The organism is Mycolicibacterium arabiense (assembly GCF_010731815.2).
GTDB lineage: Bacteria > Actinomycetota > Actinomycetes > Mycobacteriales > Mycobacteriaceae > Mycobacterium > Mycobacterium arabiense.
Genome location: NZ_AP022593.1, coordinates 5,678,381 through 5,695,077, shown reverse-complemented (window position 1 = coordinate 5,695,077; position 16,697 = coordinate 5,678,381). Strand labels below are relative to the sequence as shown.

Sequence of the window (16,697 nt, the reverse complement as noted above, 5' to 3'; positions counted from 1 at the left end):
AGCCGGACCTCTCCCGCCGGTCCGCCCCCGGCGGCTGCGAGGATGGCGCCGTGACGAGCGCCCTGGCGGTATTCGGCATCGGCGTCCTCGCCGCCGCCAGCTTCGGCATCGCCGACTTCTTCGGCGCCCGCGCGTCGAAGAACCTCGGCCCCGTCACCGCCGTGTTCTTCGTGCAGTCGACCGGGACGCTCGCCTATGCCCTCTGGTACGTCCTGTTCACCGACGGCATGCCCGCGATGGCGCCGTCGGGATGGGCGTACGCCGTGGGCGGCGGGGTACTGATGGGCGCGGGCATGTGCACGCTCTACCTCGCCTTCGACATCGGCCCCGTCAGCCTGGCCAGCCCGTTGAGCGCCGCCTATCCCTTGGTCACCACGGTGGTGGGCGTGGCGTTCTTCCACGCCGAACTCAGCGTGGCCGAATGCATCGCGATCGCCGTCATCGTCGTGGGGATCATGGCCGCCGCCGGGCTGTTCAACGTCGACCGGACCGAGCGCAAGCTGAGCACGGGCCCGGCGCTGGCTCTGCTCACCACGGCGCTGTGGGGGTTCGGCTACCCGCTGGTGGGTCAGGCCATCGACCAATCCGGTTGGCAGACGGTCACTTTGATCCAGTTCGTCACGATGGTTCCGGTCATCGGCTTCGTGCTGGTGACCCGGCGGCGACGCGAGTTGGTGACCCGAACGCTGGTGCTCGAGACGCTGCGCAACCCGTACGTCCTGGCGGCCGGGGTGCTGCAGATGCTAGCGGTCCTGGCGATCAACGTCGGGTTCGGTCTCGGCCAGGCCTCGGGGACCCTGGTGGTGGCGACCTCGGCTGCCTACCCCGTCATCACCATGCTGTTGGCGCTGCGCCACTTCGAGGAACACGCCTCGAAGATCGCACTGGCGGGCGCCGGGCTGAGCATCGCGGGCGTACTCGCGCTGCACGCTCTCTGACCACACCTCCTTGGTGTTTCCCGTCGGTAGGCTGAACGTCATGGAAAGCTTCCTGCTTCTACTCATCGTGCTGGTCGTGGTCGCCATCGGCGTGGCGGTCTACAGCACGAACAAGGCGACCGGCGCTCGCAACGCCAACACGCTGGCCGACGCGAAGGCCGACGCCCGGCGACTGATCGAGCGCCTCGGCGGGCAGGTACTCAACCTCAGCGGCAGCGACGAGGCGTCGAAGCAGGCCATGGCCGACGCCTCCGAGCGCTACAACGCCGCGGCGTCGCAGATCGACCAGGCCACCACGGTCAAGCAGGCGCAGCTGGCCAAGGAGAGCGCCGTCGAAGGGCTCTACTACGTGCGCGCCGCCCGCGTGGCGATGGGCATGGACCCGGGACCGGAACTCGAATCGCTGTCGGGCCAGAAGTCGGCGGGCACCGTGACCGAAGACCGTCGGGTCGAGTTCGAGGGCCGAGAGATCGAGGCCTCCCCCGCGCCCTCGCAGCGCACACCCAACTACTACCCGGGTGGCCGCGTCGCCGGACGCCCGGTTCCCGCGGGCTGGTACTCGGAGCCGTGGTGGAAGCCCGCGCTGGTGGCCGGGGCCTGGGGCGTGGGCTCGGCGCTGCTGTTCACGTCGTTGTTCTCCGGGATGGGCGGCGTCGGCTACGACGCGCAGGCATTCGAGAACGGCTACGGCGAGGGATTCCAGGACGGCGCGGACCAGGGCGCGCTCGACGGCGGCGGTGACGCAGGCGGCGACGGTGGCTGGGACGGCGGCGGTGGCGACGGCGGCTGGGGTGGTGACGGCGGCGGCTGGGGCGGCGACGGTGGCGGCCTCGGCGACTTCGGTGGCGGCGACTTCGGCTTCTGAGTCAGAACCGACTCTCCAGACGCGCTGAAACACCTGCCTCCTGCAGGTCGAGGCGCTCCAACATCGCGCGCACGGCCTCGTCTTCGATGCGGCCCTCGTCGCGCTCGGTGATCAGCGCCTCCCGTTGCGCGGCGAGCACGTCGCGGTAGAGCGCGGAGAAGACCTTGGCCCGTTTGGTGGGCGCCTCCGGGTCCGGCATCTCGTCGACGTCCTCGGACTGCCGGGCGATCGCGGCACGGATCTCCTCCAGCACGCGCGGGTCCAGGCCCGCCGGCGGGTCGGCGCGGAACGCCGCGAGCACCTCGTCGGCGGCGTCGTGGACCACGCGTTCGGCCTTCAGTTCCTCCCCGCGGTCGGCGGCGTGGTCGTCGGAGAACCGCGACAGCCGTAGCCGCCGGATCAGGGCAGGCAGCGACCACCCCTGGATCAGCAGCGTGCCCACGCTGACCACGAAGGCGATCGCCTGGATCGTCGCCCGCTCGGGGAACGGCTCACCGCTGACCGTCGTCGCGGGGATCGCCGCGGCGGCCGCCAGCGTCACCACGCCGCGCATCCCCGTCCACGACACCACGACGTTCTCCTGCCACGACAGATGGCGCCGGTCGATACGCGACCGCCACCTGCCCGGCGCGCGCTCCCGCTGCCGCGTGCCCGAGGCGCGGCGGCCGCCCCCGTCCGGTGCGGGCACGCTGAGCCGCCGCTCGACGTGACTGGACAACTTGTTGCGACCGAAGATCGCGAACACCGACAGCGGCCGGATCACGAGCACGATCAGCAGCACGATGGCCGACGCGACGGCGACCTCGGCGAGCGATTCGCGAGCCTCGTGCAGGTCCTCGAGGACGAACCGCAGGTGCAGTCCGATGTAGGCGAACACGAACGCCTCGAGCAGCACGTCGACCGAATTCCAGACGTAGCGCTCCTGCAACCGGGTCTGGTAGCCGGCGCCGAGTGTGCCGCTGCCGACCACGAACCCGGCGACGACGACGGCGAGCACCCCGGAGGCGTGCAATTCCTCGGCGGCGATGAACGCCGCGAACGGGACGACGAGACCCTGGACCGTCTCCAGCCCCGGGTTGGCCAGCCGCTTGCGGATCCACAGCGTCACGACGCCGAGCACGCCGCCGACGATGGGACCGACGGTGGCGCTGTAGCCGAACAGCAGGAACGGGTTCTCGATGAACGTGTGACTGCCTGCCACCTGCGCGACGGCGATCGAGAACAGCGTGAGCGCGGCGGCGTCGTTGATCAGGCTCTCGCCGGTGAGGATCGCCATCACCCGCTTGGGCAGGCCCAGCTTGCGGCCCACCGCCACCGCCGTCACCGCATCCGGCGGCGCCACGATCGCGCCGAGGACCAGCGCCGTCGCGAACGTCAGCGGCACGACCACCAGCCACGACGACACCGCGGCCACGACGAACGCGGTGATGACGACCAGGCCGACGCCAAGCCCCAAGATGGGCCGGATGTTGCGCAGGAAGGTCGGGAACGAGAAGTTGAGCGCCGCCGAGTAGAGCAGCGGCGGCAACACCACCGTCAGCAGGATGTGCGAATCGAGTTCGGGCGCCTCGAATCCGGGCAGGAACGACACCGCGATGCCCACCACCACGATGATCAGCGCGGGTTCCAGGCCGCGGCGATGGGCGATGGCGGTCACGACGATGGCGCCGACGACGACGAGGATCAGTTCCACGCGACGATTGTCCCGTCAAACCCCGTTCGGCTCGCGTCGAGACTGCTGCCAGATCGCGTTTGAGCCTCGGATCACGCCCTCACAGCAGTCTCGGCGAGGGGTCCGTTGGGCTCACACCTGACAGGTGGGACACCAGAACAGGTTGCGGCCCTCCATCACCTCGGTGCGGATGGTGTCCCCGCAGACGCGGCACGCGTCGCCGGCACGCCGGTAGACGTACGACCGCGGACGCCCGGGCCGGTACGACGGCTGCCCCTTGTCGTCGGCCTTGCGGATCGTGATGATCTTGCCGCGGCTGACGCCGACCTTCATCAACTTGACCAGGTCGGTCCACGCGGCGTCGAACTCGTCTTCGCCGATGTGGGTGCCGGGCCGGTGCGGGTCGATGAGATGGCGGTACAGCAGCTCGTTGCGGTACACGTTGCCGACGCCCGCGATCACCGACTGATCCATCAGCAGCGCACCGATGGGTCGGCGAGACTTGCTGATTCGCGTCCACGCCTTCGCCGCGTCGGGGTTGCGGCGCAACGGGTCGGGGCCGAGCCGGGCGATGATCTCGTCGACCTCGGCGCGGTGCAGGATCTCGCACGCCGTCGGCCCGCGCAAATCGGTGCCGTACTCCGCACCGACCATGCGCATCCGCACCTGGCCCACCGGTGCGGGCATCGGGACGGGACGCTCAGTGAACTTCCCGTACAGCCCGAGGTGGACGTGGACGATCAGGCCGCCCTCGTAGTCGTGAAACAGGTGCTTGCCCCAGGCACTCGCCTTGCGCAGCACCCGCCCGTTCACTGCGGCGGCACCCTCGGCGAAACGGCCCTGCGGGCTGGACACCTCGACGGGCGCGCCTGCGAATCTCTGCTGGTGCAGCCGGGCCAGCCGGTGCAGCGTGTGGCCCTCGGGCATGGGTCAGGCGGAGACGCCGGGCACCGGGGGTGCGACGTGCGACGTCTCGTATTCGGCCAGGATGTCGATGCGGCGCTGATGCCGCGGCTCCTCCGACCACGCCGCGGCGAGGAACGCGTCGACGATGGCGAGCGCTTCCTCGACCGTGTGCATGCGGCCACCGATGCCGATCAGCTGGGCGTTGTTGTGCTGGCGGGCGAGCTGAGCGGTCTCGACGCTCCACGCCAGCGCGCACCGTGCGCCGGGCACCTTGTTGGCGGCGATCTGCTCGCCATTGCCCGAGCCGCCGAGCACGATGCCCAGGCTGCCGGGATCGGCCACGGTCTTCTCCGCGGCGGCGATGCAGAACGCGGGATAGTCGTCCTGCGCGTCGTAGGCGAAGGCACCGCAGTCGATCGGCTCGTGGCCGCTCGCCGACAGGTGCTCGAGGATCGCCTGCTTGAGTTCGAATCCGGCGTGGTCGCCGCCGAGGTAGACGCGCATGACCGCCATTGTGGCAGAGCGTCCGGACGGTCCCGCACGCAGCGGTTATCCCACCGTGATGGCGTCGAGCCGTTCCTTGATGAAGTCCGCCGACGTGACTGGATCGAGCCCGGCGACGCGGCCGACCGGCGGATCGAGCGGGCGGACCAGCGCGTCGTGGTTGGCCTCGTAGAAGTAGATGAGCGACACCAGGTCCTCCTCCGGCGCCTCCGGTTGCGGCGGCAGCACCCGGTGGCGACCCGAGGGCCACCGCCTGCCACTCCAGTACTCGAGCAGGTCGCCGATGTTCACGGTGAGCGCCGCGGGGTCGTACGGTGCGTCGGCCCAGCCGCCGTCGTCGGAGAACACCTGCAGCCCACCGGCTCCCGGCTCGCGATCGAGTACGGTCACCGTTCCGAAGTCGGTGTGCGGCCCGATGCGGAACTGGCCGGGCTCGGGTTGGCCGACCACGCTCACGGGCGGGTAGTGGTTGATGTTCATCGTCCACGTCGGCTGATCCGCCAACGCCAGCCACGGATTGTCGGGCAACCCGAGGGCGTGGGAGAAGAGGGCGAGCAATTCGTCGGAGACCCTGCGCATGGCCGCGGTGTACTCGTCGACCAGCGGCTGCAGCGACGGCACCTCCACAGGCCATGCGTTGGGCGCGAACCAGATTCGGTCGACGTCCGGGTCGCCGGTAGCCGTCTCGGCGCCGAGGCTGAAACTCTCCTTGAGGTCCGGTGGCGTCTCGGTTCCCTCGGCGTAGCCGTTGGCCTCGGCGCCGGGCCCGATCCATCCGTGACCGCCGACCGGCACCGAATAGCGCGCCTTGACGTGCTCGGGTTGGGCGAAGAACGAGCGGCTGGCCGCCCGCACCGCCGCCGTCAGGCCCGGGTCGACGCCGTGGCCGGTGACGAGGATGAACCCCGCCCGCTGCAGCCCGGCGTCCACCTCGTCAGCCACCGCATCGGCGTCGGCACCGCCGGCGCGCCAGCGCGACAGGTCGATGGTCGCAATCGCACTCATCCGTTCACCTCACTCACCGATGTCCTCCGCCCACAGATCGGGGCGCGCGGCGATGAAGTCGGTCATCATCTCCACGCACCGCTCGTCGTCGAGCACCGTGACCGATACGCCGTGCTCGGCGAGCCAGTCGTGTCCGCCGTGGAAGGTCGTCGACTCCCCCACGATCAGCGCGCCAATGTTGAACTGCCGCACCAGCCCGCTGCAGTACCAGCACGGCGACAGCGTCGTGACCATCACGGTGGAGCGGTAGTTGCGTTGTCTGCCCGCGGCGCGGAACGCGTCCGTCTCGGCGTGCACCGACGGGTCGTCCTGCTGCACGCGCCTGTTGTGGCCGCGGCCGAGCACCGTGCCGTCGGCGGAGAACAGCGCCGCCCCGATCGGGATCCCGCCCTCCGCCAGGCCCTGCCGTGCCTCCTCGACGGCGACGTCGAGCATCTGCTCCGGTGTCACCGCGTCACCGGCGCCGCGTCGCGTTCCCTGGCGATCTTCGACTTGCACAGCAGTAGGTAGCAGCCGCCCGCCAACAGGAAGCCCACGAAGAACGTGACGTCGCCCAGTTGGGGCACCGCCCGGGTGACCAGGCCGACCAGCTTCTCCTGATTGGCGAATAGCAGCACCGACGCGACGAGGCCGATGACGAAGGACAGCAGGCCGTTCCAGTTCGTGTACGAGCGGTCGTAGAGGAACTCCGCGATCGGTTGGTTGCGGCGCAGGTACTGGTCGGCGAACACCACGCCCAGCCACGGCCCGATCCAGTAGGCGATGATGAGCAGGAACGCCTCGTAGCTGTGCGCGGCGTCGGGCAGCGCCCACCACGCCACCAGGAAGCCGGCCACTCCGAAGAACACGGTCACCAGTGCCCGGGCGATGTGCGCGGGCAACTTGATCCCGATCGTCACGAAAGCCATTGCGCCGGAATAGATGTTGATCGAGTTCGCGGCGATGGCGCCCACGGCGATCGCCAGCAGCGTTGCGTTGGCCAGCGGTGAGGCCAGCTCGGAGGTGAACGAACCGGTGGGATCGGCCAGCGACGCCTCGCCGGTGGTCACCGATGCCGCGCCGACGACCTCGAGCACCACGCAGGACAGGAACAGGCCCGACGACGCGAACAATCCGGTGCGCGCGGTGGACACCGTCGACGGCAGGTACCTGGTGTAGTCGGCCGCGTACGGCGTCCAGCCTGCGGCATACCCGAACGACGTCCCCACGGTGAGCAGGAAGCCGCCCATACCGCCGACGCCTTCGGCCGCCACGGGCGTGGTGAAGTCGGCGTGGGCGAAGATCGCCACCGACGCGACGACGAAGATGACCGCCAGGAACGGGAACGACCACCGCTCGAAGGCCTGCACCAGGTTGTGACCGAAGAACGCGAAACCCGTTTGCAGCAGCACGATCACGATGAGTGCGACCAACGGGCCGATGCCGAACAACGTCGAGAGCGCGAACGCGCCGCTGACGCTGTTGGTGGCAAACCAGCCCACACCGGCAGTGATCGACATCAGCACCGACGGCACGGCGTTGCCCCGGAAGCCGAAGGCCATGCGGCCCAGCACCATCTGCGGCACCCCGTGCAGCGGACCGCGCGCGGACAGGAAGTAGTGCGCGGCGGCGCCGAGCCCCGTGCCGATCACGATCCCAGCGACCGCCTGCCAGAACGTCATTCCGAAGGCGAGCACCGCGAGCATGCCCACGAAGATCGTCGCGAACTCGAGGTTCGGTGACGTCCAGGTCCAGAACAGTTGGCGCGGCTTGCCGTGCCGGTCTGCTTCGGCGATGAACTCGTTCCCGCCGGGTTCGACGGCGACGATCCGGTCGCGATAGGTGCCATCGGTGGTGGGCTCAGCGACTGCCATTCGCATACCGTTCACCCAGTCGCCGCCGCTCGCAACCGGAGCGGCTCACGCCGCGTCAGGTTTTGGTCACATCGCCGTGCCATCCCGACCGTCACCCGCGCCGAATGAGTGTCATGACGACGCCGCACCTGTCCGCCGTCCGCGCCGCGACGACCGGGCTCGTCGCCATATTGGCGGCGCTGGGCGTCGGGCATCTGGTGGCCGGACTGCTGCTGCTTCCCGCCGCTTCGCCGTTCCTGGCGGTCGGCAACGCGTTCATCGACCGCACCCCGGCGCCGGTGAAGGACTTCGCGATCTCCACGTTCGGCACCAACGACAAACCGGCCCTGCTGGTCGGCATGGCGGTGGTCCTCGTCCTGGCCGGCCTGCTGATCGGGCTGGCGTCGCGTCGCACTGTGTGGCCGGGGGTCGTCGCCGTCGTTGTCCTCGGGATCGTCGGCGCACTGGCGGTGAACGAACAGTCGTCGGGCCGCCTCGGACTGCTGGCGCCGCTCGGCTCGATGGTCGCCGGGCTCGCGGTGTTCTGGTGGCTGCACCGCCGCGCCCGCCCGGCCGCGGAGACACCACAGGGCGGCGTGGGTCGGCGGGGCTTCGTCATCGGTGCCGCCGCCACCTCGGTGGGAGCGCTGCTGGCGGGCGCGGGCGGCTTCGCGTCGGCCCGCCGCATCGACGTCGCGGAGTCACGCCGCGGCGTCGGCGAATTGGTGCCCACCACACCGGCCCCGCCGATCCCGGCGGACGCGGCGTTCCCCGAACTCGGGACCCCGACGTTCCTCACGCCGGTCGCGGACTTCTACCGCATCGACGTCAACCTGGCGGTCCCGCAACTGCGCGCCGAGGACGCCACCCTGCGCATCACCGGCATGGTCGACGAGCCGCTCGAACTCAGCTTCGACGACATCCGGAACATGACGCTCGTCGAGAAGACGATCACGATGACGTGCGTGTCGAACGAGGTTGGCGGACCGTACGTCTCGACCGCCAACTTCATCGGCGTGCCACTGCTGGAACTGCTCGAACGCGCCGGGATCCGCGGCGGTGCGCAGCAACTGGTCGGCCACGCGGTCGACGGGTTCACCCTCGGCACGCCACTGGACATGCTGCGCGCCGCGGGCGACGATGCCCTGCTGGCCATCGGCATGAACCGCGAGGCCCTGCTGCCCGAGCACGGCTTCCCGATGCGCACCGTCGTCCCCGGGTTGTACGGCTACGTCTCGGCGACGAAGTGGGTCACCGAACTCGAACTCGCCACCTACGACGTCAAGCCCTACTGGGTGGAACGCGGATGGGACGGCCAACCGCCCGGCATCGTCCCGATCAAGATCTCGTCCCGCGTCGACGCACCGACGTCGTTCCAGCGGCTGCCCGGCGGGGACGTCACGATCGCCGGCACCGCGTGGGCGCAGGGCCGGGGCATCAGCCGCGTCGAGCTACGCCTCGACAAGGGCCCGTGGCAGGCCGCCGAATTGGCCACCGAGGTCAACCCCAACACGTGGCGGATGTTCCGGCTGACGACGGCGCTGCCGGCCGGTCAGCACACCGTGACGTGCCGCGCGTTCGACGGCGACGGTCAGATGCAGGCCGAGGACCGGCTCCGGTTGATCAACCCCGGGCCGGTCCCCGACGGCTCCACGGGCTGGCACTCGATCGTGTTCACCGTCGAGTAGCCGGCCCGCGTCAGTCGAACTCGGGCGACTCGGTACGCGAGCGCTTCAGCTCCCAGAAGTGGGGATACGACGCGAAGGTCACCGAGGCGTCCCACAGCTTGCCTGCCTCCTCGCCGCGCGGGATGCGCGAGAGCACCGGCCCGAAGAACGCGACCCCGTTGACGTGGATGGTGGGCGTGCCCACGTCGTCGCCGACGGCGTCCATGCCCGCGTGGTGGCTCTTGCGCAGCGCCTCGTCGTACTCGTCGGAGGTGGCCGCCTTGGCGAGGTCGGCCGGCAGACCGGCGTCGGCGAGCGCGCCCTTGATGACGTCGTCGAAGTCCTTGTTGCCCTCGTTGTGGATCCGGGTGCCCATCGCCGTGTACAGCGGGGCGAGCACGTCCTTGCCGTGAGCCTGCTCGGCGGCGATCGCGACGCGCACCGGGCCCCACGCCTTCTTCATCATCTCCTGGTACTCCTCGGGCAGGTCACGGCCCTCGTTGAGTACCGCGAGGCTCATCACGTGCCACTGCACGTCGATGTCGCGGACCTTCTCGACCTCCAGGATCCAGCGCGAGGTGATCCAGCACCACGGGCACAGCGGATCGAACCAGAAACCGGCTTCATCTCTTTTCCCGGACTTGTCAGCCATGGCGTGCGTTCCCTTCAGTCGGTGAGGGCAGAATTCCGTTCAGCACAACCCTGCCGTCGACACCGATGTTCCCCCCACGGCGCCGCGCCATGCACACCGGCGGCGTCTAGTGTGCTTGACGTGGCTCTTCCCAATCTGACCCGCGACCAGGCCGCCGAACGCGCCGCCCTCGTCACCGTCGACGCCTACCGCATCGACCTCGATCTGACCGATGGCGCCGGCGGTCCCGGCGAGCGCACCTTCCGCTCGACGACGACCGTGGAATTCAGCGCGCTGGCCGGTGCCGACACCGTCATCGACATCGCCGCCGACACCATCCACCGGGCGACGCTCAACGGCGTCGACGTCGACGTCTCGGGCTACGACGAGTCGACCGGCGTCCCTCTGGTGGGCCTGGCCGAGCGCAACGTCGTCGTCGTCGAGGCCGACTGCCTCTACTCCAACACCGGCGAGGGTCTGCACCGGTTCGTCGACCCGGTCGACGACGAGGTGTACCTGTACTCGCAGTTCGAAACCGCGGACGCCAAGCGGATGTTCGCGTGCTTCGACCAGCCCGACCTGAAGGCCACGTTCGACGTCACCGTCACCGCGCCCACGCACTGGCAGGTCATCTCCAACGGGGCCACCGTGTCGGCCACCGGAGCCGCTCCCGCGGCGACATCAGGCTCCGCGGCGGTCCACACGTTCGCCACCACGCCGCGGATGAGCACCTACCTGGTGGCACTGATCGCCGGGCCGTACGCGCGGTGGGACGACGTCTACACCGACGAGCACGGCGACATCCCGCTCGGCATCTTCTGCCGCGCATCGCTGTCGGAGTTCATGGACCACGAGCGGCTGTTCACCGAGACCAAGCAGGGCTTCGGGTTCTACCACCGCAACTTCGGCGTGCCGTACGCGTTCGGCAAGTACGACCAGCTGTTCGTGCCCGAGTTCAACGCCGGTGCGATGGAGAACGCAGGCGCGGTGACGTTCCTCGAGGACTACGTCTTCCGGTCCAAGGTGACCCGCTACTCCTACGAGCGGCGCGCCGAGACGGTGCTGCACGAGATGGCGCACATGTGGTTCGGCGACCTCGTCACCATGACGTGGTGGGACGACCTGTGGCTCAACGAGTCCTTCGCGACGTTCGCGTCGGTGCTGTGCCAGGCCGAGGCCACCGAGTACGCGCAGGCGTGGACCACGTTCGCCAACGTCGAGAAGTCGTGGGCCTACCGGCAGGACCAGCTCCCGTCGACCCACCCCGTCGCCGCCGACATCCCCGACCTGCACGCCGTCGAGGTCAACTTCGACGGCATCACCTACGCCAAGGGCGCCAGCGTGCTCAAGCAGCTGGTGGCCTACGTGGGGCTCGAGGCGTTCCTGGCCGGGCTGCGCGACTACTTCCGCGACCACGCCTTCGCCAACGCGACGTTCGGCGATCTGCTTGGCGCGCTGGAGAAGTCGTCGGGACGCGACCTCTCGCACTGGGGCAGGCAGTGGCTCAAGACCACCGGCCTGAACACGCTGCGCGCCGACTTCGACGTCGACGCCGACGGCGCGTTCACCCGCTTCGCGGTCAGCCAGAGCGGCGCGGCGCCGGGCGCCGGGGAGACCCGCGTGCACAGGCTGGCCGTCGGCATCTACGACGACGACGGCAGCGGCAAGCTGGTGCGCGTGCACCGCGAGGAACTCGACGTCGAGGGCGACAGCACCGATGTGCCTGCGCTGCAAGGCGTCTCGCGCGGCAAGCTGATCCTGGTCAACGACGACGACCTCACGTACTGCTCGCTGCGACTCGACCCCGACTCGCTGCACACCGTGCTGAACCGGATCGCCGACATCGCCGAACCGCTCCCCCGCACGCTGGCCTGGTCGGCCGCATGGGAGATGACCCGCGACGCCGAGATGAAGGCCCGCGACTTCGTGGCGCTCGTCATGGCGGGCGTGCACGCCGAGACCGAAGTCGGTGTGGCGCAACGACTGCTGCTGCAGGCGCAGACCGCGCTCGGGTCCTACGCCGATCCGGTGTGGGCGGCCGAGAACGGCTGGCCCGCGTTCGGCGACCGGCTGCTGGACCTTGCCGGTGAGTCCGCTCCCGGCTCGGACCATCAGCTCGCGTTCGTCAACGCGCTGTGCGCTTCGGTGCTCTCGCGCAACCACGTCGCGGTGCTGTCCACGCTGCTGGACAACGAGCCGGCCGCGGTGAACCTTCCTGGCCTGGTGATCGACACCGACCTGCGCTGGCGCATCGTCACCGCGCTGGCCGCCAGCGGCGACATCGACGCCGACGGCACCGACACGCCGCTGATCGACGCCGAGGCCCGGCTGGACCCGACGGCGGCGGGCAAGCGCAACGCCGCCGCCGCCGCGGCGGCACGTCCGCAGGCGGCGGTCAAGGAGGCCGCCTGGCAGCAGGTGGTCGAGGACGACACGTTGGCCAACATCACCACCCGGTCGATCGTCGGCGGATTCGCCCGCCCAGGGCAGGGTGACCTGCTGGCGCCGTTCACCGCCAAGTACTTCGAGGCGATCTCCGGCGTATGGGAGCGGCGCTCGAGCGAGGTCGCGCAGACCGTGGTGATCGGGCTGTACCCGTCGTGGGACGTCAGCCAGGCGGGCCTAGACGCGGCCGACCGCTTCCTCGCCGACCCCGACGTACCGCCCGCGCTGCGCAGGCTGGTGCTCGAGGGCCGCGCGGGCGTCGAACGTTCCCTGCGGGCCCGCGCCGCCGACTCCGCCTGACACCCCTCCCCTTCTCCGGCGAGCGTGCGTGTCTGCGGGCAACACGCCGTGGTCGTACGGGAGTTCGCGCACGCTCGCGCCGCATGATGTTCCGATGGCGGGTACCAACAGCCGGAGAGCGCGGGCAGCGCGCAGGCGCACGCGACGGGTGAAGGCCGTCGTCAACGACCTCACACCGGCGCAGTGGGCCGCGATCAAGGCCGCGTGGGACGGGTGCGCCTACTGCGGCGCGACCGGCGGTGCCCTGCAACGCGACTGCGTGATGGCGATCTCCCGCGGCGGCCGGTACACGATCGACAACGTGGTGCCTGCGTGCGGGGCATGCAACGCCAGCAAGTGCAACGACGAGGTGACGGGCTGGCTGCGCCGCAAGCGTCTCGACGAGCGGGCGTTCCTCGAGCGGTACGTGCGGATCCGGGCGGAGCTGGTGGCGCAGACCACCGCCCTGGAACCCGAACCGTCGTTCGACTAGCCGTCGCGCGCGTCCAGAACATGCCACCATCAGCAGGTGGCCCTCACCGCGGCGTACCGCACGGCAGCAGCGGCGCGACGGCATGCCCCGACGGCACCGGTCTGGTCGGGGTCGTGACGACGCCACGGCGACTGTCCGGCCGCTACGAACTCGGCGAGATTCTTGGCCTCGGCGGCATGAGTGAGGTGCACCTCGCTCGCGACCTGCGGCTGCATCGTGACGTCGCGGTCAAGGTGCTGCGCGCGGACATGGCCGAAGACAGCAGCCTGAACCTGCGATTCCGGCGCGAAGCTCTCAATGCCGCCGGGCTCAACCACCCCGCGATCGCCGCGGTGTACGACACCGGCGAGGTCGAGACGCAGGACGGACTGCTCCCCTACATCGTGATGGAGTACGTCGACGGGCTCAGCTTGCGAGACGTCCTTCGCATCCACGGGCCGCTCGAAGCGCAGCGCGCGATCGAAGTCGTCGCCGACGTGTGCCAGGCCCTGAGCTTCAGTCACCGGCGCGGGATCATCCACCGCGACGTCAAACCCGGCAACATCATGATCGACAAGAGCGGCTCGGTGAAGGTCGTCGACTTCGGCATCGCCAAGGCGATGCTCGACGACGAGCAGAGCGTCACCCAGAGCGGCGCCGTGATCGGCACTGCCCAGTACCTGTCTCCCGAGCAGGCGCGCGGCGACCCCGTCGACGCGCGCGCCGACGTGTACTCCCTCGGCTGCGTTCTCTACGAATTGCTCACCGGCGAACCGCCGTTCGCCGCTGATTCGGCGGTGGAGGTCGCCTACAAGCACATGCGCGAGACTCCGGTCCCGCCGTCTGGGCGCAACGCCACGGTCACCCCGGATGCGGACGCCGTCACGCTGAAGGCGATGGCCAAGGACCCCGGCGACCGCTACCAGAGCGCCGCGGAGATGCGCACCGACCTCGTTCGCCTGCACAGTGGGTCGCCGTCCTACGCCGCCTCGGCCGAAGCCGACACCGACGCCGCCATTGCCTGGACGCCCCCAACCGCCCCGCTGGTACCCAACAAGTCGCGTACGGCACGGATGCCGACGCAAGGCTCTGCCCCTGGGCAGGATCGCGAGCCCCGCGGTTCGGTCGGGCGATGGCTGTCCGGCGTCGCCGTGCTGGCCGTGGCGGCCGTCGTGGTGACGATCGGGATCAACGCCGTCGCGCCCGACTCCCAGGACGCGACGGTGCCCACCACCCCGGATGCGCCGTCGTCCCCACGCACCGAAGCGCCACTCGTGACGGCGAACGACCAGCAGGCGGTGGTGCCCGACGTGTCGTCGATGACGTATGCCGAGGCGGTCATGGCCCTGACGAACGCGGGCTTTCGCAACTTCCAGCAGTCGTCGTTGCCGTCCACGCCCGATCTCGAGGAGCGCGTGGTGGGTACCAATCCCCCGGCGAACCGATCGACTGCGATCACCACCAAGATCACCATCGTGCTCGGCTCGGGTTCTTCGCTCGGCGGGCCGTAGTCAGCAAACACCGTTCGTGCCGGCGGGATGGCACGCCGGCATGGCCGTTGGTGTCCGTGACGCCATTCGACTACCCCGGTGTGAGCGCAAGATCACAGGTCAGAACTTGATTTACATGGCGTTAACACGGACCATGGAGGAGCCCGCCGACTGGGCGATCCTCATGTCGGCGGGCACACAGCAATCAACGCTCTGTGACCCGGAGCACAACGTAGGAGTCCCCGAATGCCCCTCGCTCGATACCGCGCCGAAATGACGCGCGCCATCAACCGGCGCCGTCTGTACGCACGGATCTACGCACTTCCGCAGTCCACGGTTCGCGAAGAACTTTTGGCAATCGCCCAGAGGTACGACGCCGATCAGTGACGCAGCGACTCTCGTAAGCCGGTGATCCCCAGGATCACCGGCTTCTTGCTTTTCCGGGGGGCGCGAGCGTGCGGAAAGTCGGCTTCGCGAGCGGCGTGTCGCCCGCAGACACGCACGCTCGCCGAAGAACGGGTTGGGAGACCAGCTAGCGGGGGGAGACGCCGGCGGACAGCACGCGCACGGCGCTGATCAGTCCGTCGATGAGGTCGCCCTCTTGGAACGACGCGGCGGCGGCCGAAACGCCCAGTGGCGCAGCCTCCTCGATGCCACGGCCCTTGACCTCCGAGCCGTACACCACCTCGATGGCCCGCTGATTGGGCGACACCGCGAGCAGCACGGCGTTCTCCGGGGTGGGTACCCGCGCCAGGATCATGCGCGCGGTTCCAGCGGTGTCCTCGCCAAGGTCGCCGAGGTAGACGGCGAAGCGGGCCCGCGCCGCGCGCGATCCGTACTTCAGCGCATCGTCGAGGATGACGAGATCCTTGACCGGGAACGGGTAGTGCACCGACAGCTCACCGGGCTCGGTGACGCCGGAGATGCGTCCGCTGAGCGTCTGCGCGTACCCGTAGGGCAGAACGGCGCCGTCAGAGGTCTTCGCGATTTCACCACCGGCCACTTGCGCCACCTCCCACGGTCAGGTGCGTGCCGTGGCCGCCGTGGCCATGGTCAGCAGGCTCGGGAGACGCCCACAGAATCGGTTCGTGGGTCCACTCCTGGGACAGCTCGTACGTCTTGGGATGCGGGCCCTTGTGGCGGTAGATCAGGGCCGCCAGGATCAGCAACACCAGCAATGGAACGCCGCCCATGATCGAATGGGCAATCGCGACTTCGCTCACGGTGCAAACCGTATCAGCAGGCTCGCGCGAGCCGCGGAGTGAACCGGCGAAGGCTCACGCCGCTCCCTCACCGAGGTAGCGCACCCACGCCGGGTCGAGTTCCTTGACCGTCGAGAGCAACCGCCAATGCTGCCCCTTGGGCGGTAGCGGCGTCGCCCGCAAGGTCCAGCCCAGCTCGGCCAGCATGTGGTCGGCCTTGCGGTGGTTGCACTGCGCGCAGGCGGCCACGCAGTTCTCCCAGGAGTGCTCGCCGCCGCGGCTGCGCGGGATGACGTGATCGACGGTGTCGGCCTTTTGTCCGCAGTACGCGCAGCGGAACCGGTCGCGGTGCATGAGCGCGGCCCGCGTCATCGGTACCCGCGCCCGATAGGGCACCCGCACGAAGGTGCGCAGTCGAATCACCGACGGGACCGTGATGGTCCGAGTGGCAGAGTGGATGACCGGACCCGACGGGTCCTCGTGCACGACGTCGGCCTTGCCGCACATCAGCATGATCACCGCACGTCGCATCGGAAGCGCAGTCAACGGCTCGTAGGTGGAGTTCAGCAGCAGCACCCGGCGACGGCCCCAGATGGACGCCTGGCTTCCCACCCGACCGTCGACGGTCGCGTGAAGGAACGGGCCCGCTGCAGGAGCAGCAGGCAGCCCGGTCAAACCCGTCGCGGTCCCGTGTTGCCGGCCGCGACTTCTTCCTCGCTGCGACATACGCCCTCCGAGGAGACAGTCCACCATGGATCCGAGTCGTCCGCACGACAATTCTGACCGTGT

General features: G+C 69.5%; 15 protein-coding genes and 1 pseudogene. 6 read left to right on the top strand and 10 right to left on the bottom strand.

Features of this window, described 5'->3' with window-relative positions; genetic code table 11:
- Positions 1-50: 50 nt before the first annotated feature.
- Both G6N61_RS29105 and G6N61_RS29100 read left to right on the top strand, forming a co-directional pair.
- Positions 51-938 carry a DMT family transporter gene (locus G6N61_RS29105; RefSeq protein WP_163924308.1) on the top strand — a complete coding sequence of 296 codons (888 nt, stop codon included), beginning with the start codon at positions 51-53 and terminating at the stop codon, positions 936-938.
- A 40-nt stretch (positions 939-978) separates the two neighbouring features.
- Entirely contained in the window at positions 979-1,803 is an 825-nt protein-coding gene (locus tag G6N61_RS29100) for a DUF1542 domain-containing protein (protein ID WP_163924307.1), read from the top strand.
- Position 1,804: 1 nt separating this feature from the next.
- Here G6N61_RS29100 and G6N61_RS29095 read toward each other — a convergent pair whose 3' ends face one another.
- From G6N61_RS29095 to G6N61_RS29070, 6 genes are all read right to left on the bottom strand, one after another.
- Entirely contained in the window at positions 1,805-3,496 is a 1,692-nt protein-coding gene (locus G6N61_RS29095; protein ID WP_163924306.1) for a cation:proton antiporter, read from the bottom strand.
- Between the two features lie 111 nt (positions 3,497-3,607).
- On the bottom strand, positions 3,608-4,402 hold the full coding sequence (locus G6N61_RS29090; protein WP_163924305.1) for an Fpg/Nei family DNA glycosylase: 795 nt from the start codon (positions 4,400-4,402) through the stop codon (positions 3,608-3,610).
- 3 nt (positions 4,403-4,405) lie between these two features.
- A complete protein-coding gene (locus G6N61_RS29085; protein ID WP_163924304.1) occupies positions 4,406-4,885 on the bottom strand; it encodes a ribose-5-phosphate isomerase in 480 nt (159 codons plus the stop codon).
- Between the two features lie 45 nt (positions 4,886-4,930).
- Positions 4,931-5,890 carry an isopenicillin N synthase family dioxygenase gene (locus tag G6N61_RS29080; RefSeq protein ID WP_163924303.1) on the bottom strand — a complete coding sequence of 320 codons (960 nt, stop codon included), beginning with the start codon at positions 5,888-5,890 and terminating at the stop codon, positions 4,931-4,933.
- 9 nt (positions 5,891-5,899) lie between these two features.
- The gene (locus tag G6N61_RS29075) at positions 5,900-6,340 is read right to left on the bottom strand and encodes a nucleoside deaminase (RefSeq protein WP_163924302.1); all 441 of its coding nucleotides are present in this window, start codon (positions 6,338-6,340) and stop codon (positions 5,900-5,902) included.
- Positions 6,337-7,743 carry a purine-cytosine permease family protein gene (locus G6N61_RS29070; RefSeq protein ID WP_163924301.1) on the bottom strand — a complete coding sequence of 469 codons (1,407 nt, stop codon included), beginning with the start codon at positions 7,741-7,743 and terminating at the stop codon, positions 6,337-6,339. The genes G6N61_RS29075 and G6N61_RS29070 overlap by 4 nt, the downstream gene beginning before the upstream one ends.
- 113 nt (positions 7,744-7,856) lie before the next feature.
- Here G6N61_RS29070 and G6N61_RS29065 point away from each other — a divergent pair, with 113 nt between their 5' ends.
- On the top strand, positions 7,857-9,410 hold the full coding sequence (locus G6N61_RS29065) for a molybdopterin-dependent oxidoreductase (protein WP_198339319.1): 1,554 nt from the start codon (positions 7,857-7,859) through the stop codon (positions 9,408-9,410).
- Between the two features lie 10 nt (positions 9,411-9,420).
- Here the strand turns inward: G6N61_RS29065 and G6N61_RS29060 are convergent, their stop codons facing one another.
- Complete coding sequence (locus tag G6N61_RS29060) at positions 9,421-10,041, bottom strand: mycothiol-dependent nitroreductase Rv2466c family protein (RefSeq protein ID WP_163924299.1); 621 nt, start codon at positions 10,039-10,041, stop codon at positions 9,421-9,423.
- 120 nt (positions 10,042-10,161) lie between these two features.
- Here G6N61_RS29060 and pepN point away from each other — a divergent pair, with 120 nt between their 5' ends.
- The 3 genes and pseudogenes from pepN to pknB form a co-directional block, all read left to right on the top strand.
- Positions 10,162-12,765, top strand: coding sequence for an aminopeptidase N (pepN, locus tag G6N61_RS29055; protein WP_163924298.1), 2,604 nt, complete (start codon positions 10,162-10,164; stop codon positions 12,763-12,765).
- 94 nt (positions 12,766-12,859) lie between these two features.
- On the top strand, positions 12,860-13,237 hold the full coding sequence (locus G6N61_RS29050; RefSeq protein ID WP_163924297.1) for an HNH endonuclease: 378 nt from the start codon (positions 12,860-12,862) through the stop codon (positions 13,235-13,237).
- Between the two features lie 113 nt (positions 13,238-13,350).
- Positions 13,351-14,706 (top strand): annotated as a pseudogene (gene pknB / locus G6N61_RS29045) (Stk1 family PASTA domain-containing Ser/Thr kinase); the annotation flags it as partial.
- Between the two features lie 532 nt (positions 14,707-15,238).
- Here the strand turns inward: pknB and G6N61_RS29040 are convergent.
- The 3 genes from G6N61_RS29040 to G6N61_RS29030 form a co-directional block, all read right to left on the bottom strand.
- Positions 15,239-15,709 (bottom strand): DUF5130 domain-containing protein, encoded by a 471-nt coding sequence (locus G6N61_RS29040; RefSeq protein WP_163924296.1) that lies wholly within the window; start codon positions 15,707-15,709, stop codon positions 15,239-15,241.
- A complete protein-coding gene (gene ctaJ / locus G6N61_RS29035) occupies positions 15,696-15,899 on the bottom strand; it encodes an aa3-type cytochrome oxidase subunit CtaJ (protein WP_163925183.1) in 204 nt (67 codons plus the stop codon). Before ctaJ ends, G6N61_RS29040 begins: the two co-directional genes overlap by 14 nt.
- A gap of 84 nt (positions 15,900-15,983) precedes the next feature.
- On the bottom strand, positions 15,984-16,634 hold the full coding sequence (locus G6N61_RS29030; RefSeq protein WP_163924295.1) for an HNH endonuclease: 651 nt from the start codon (positions 16,632-16,634) through the stop codon (positions 15,984-15,986).
- Between the last annotated feature and the right edge of the window lie 63 nt (positions 16,635-16,697).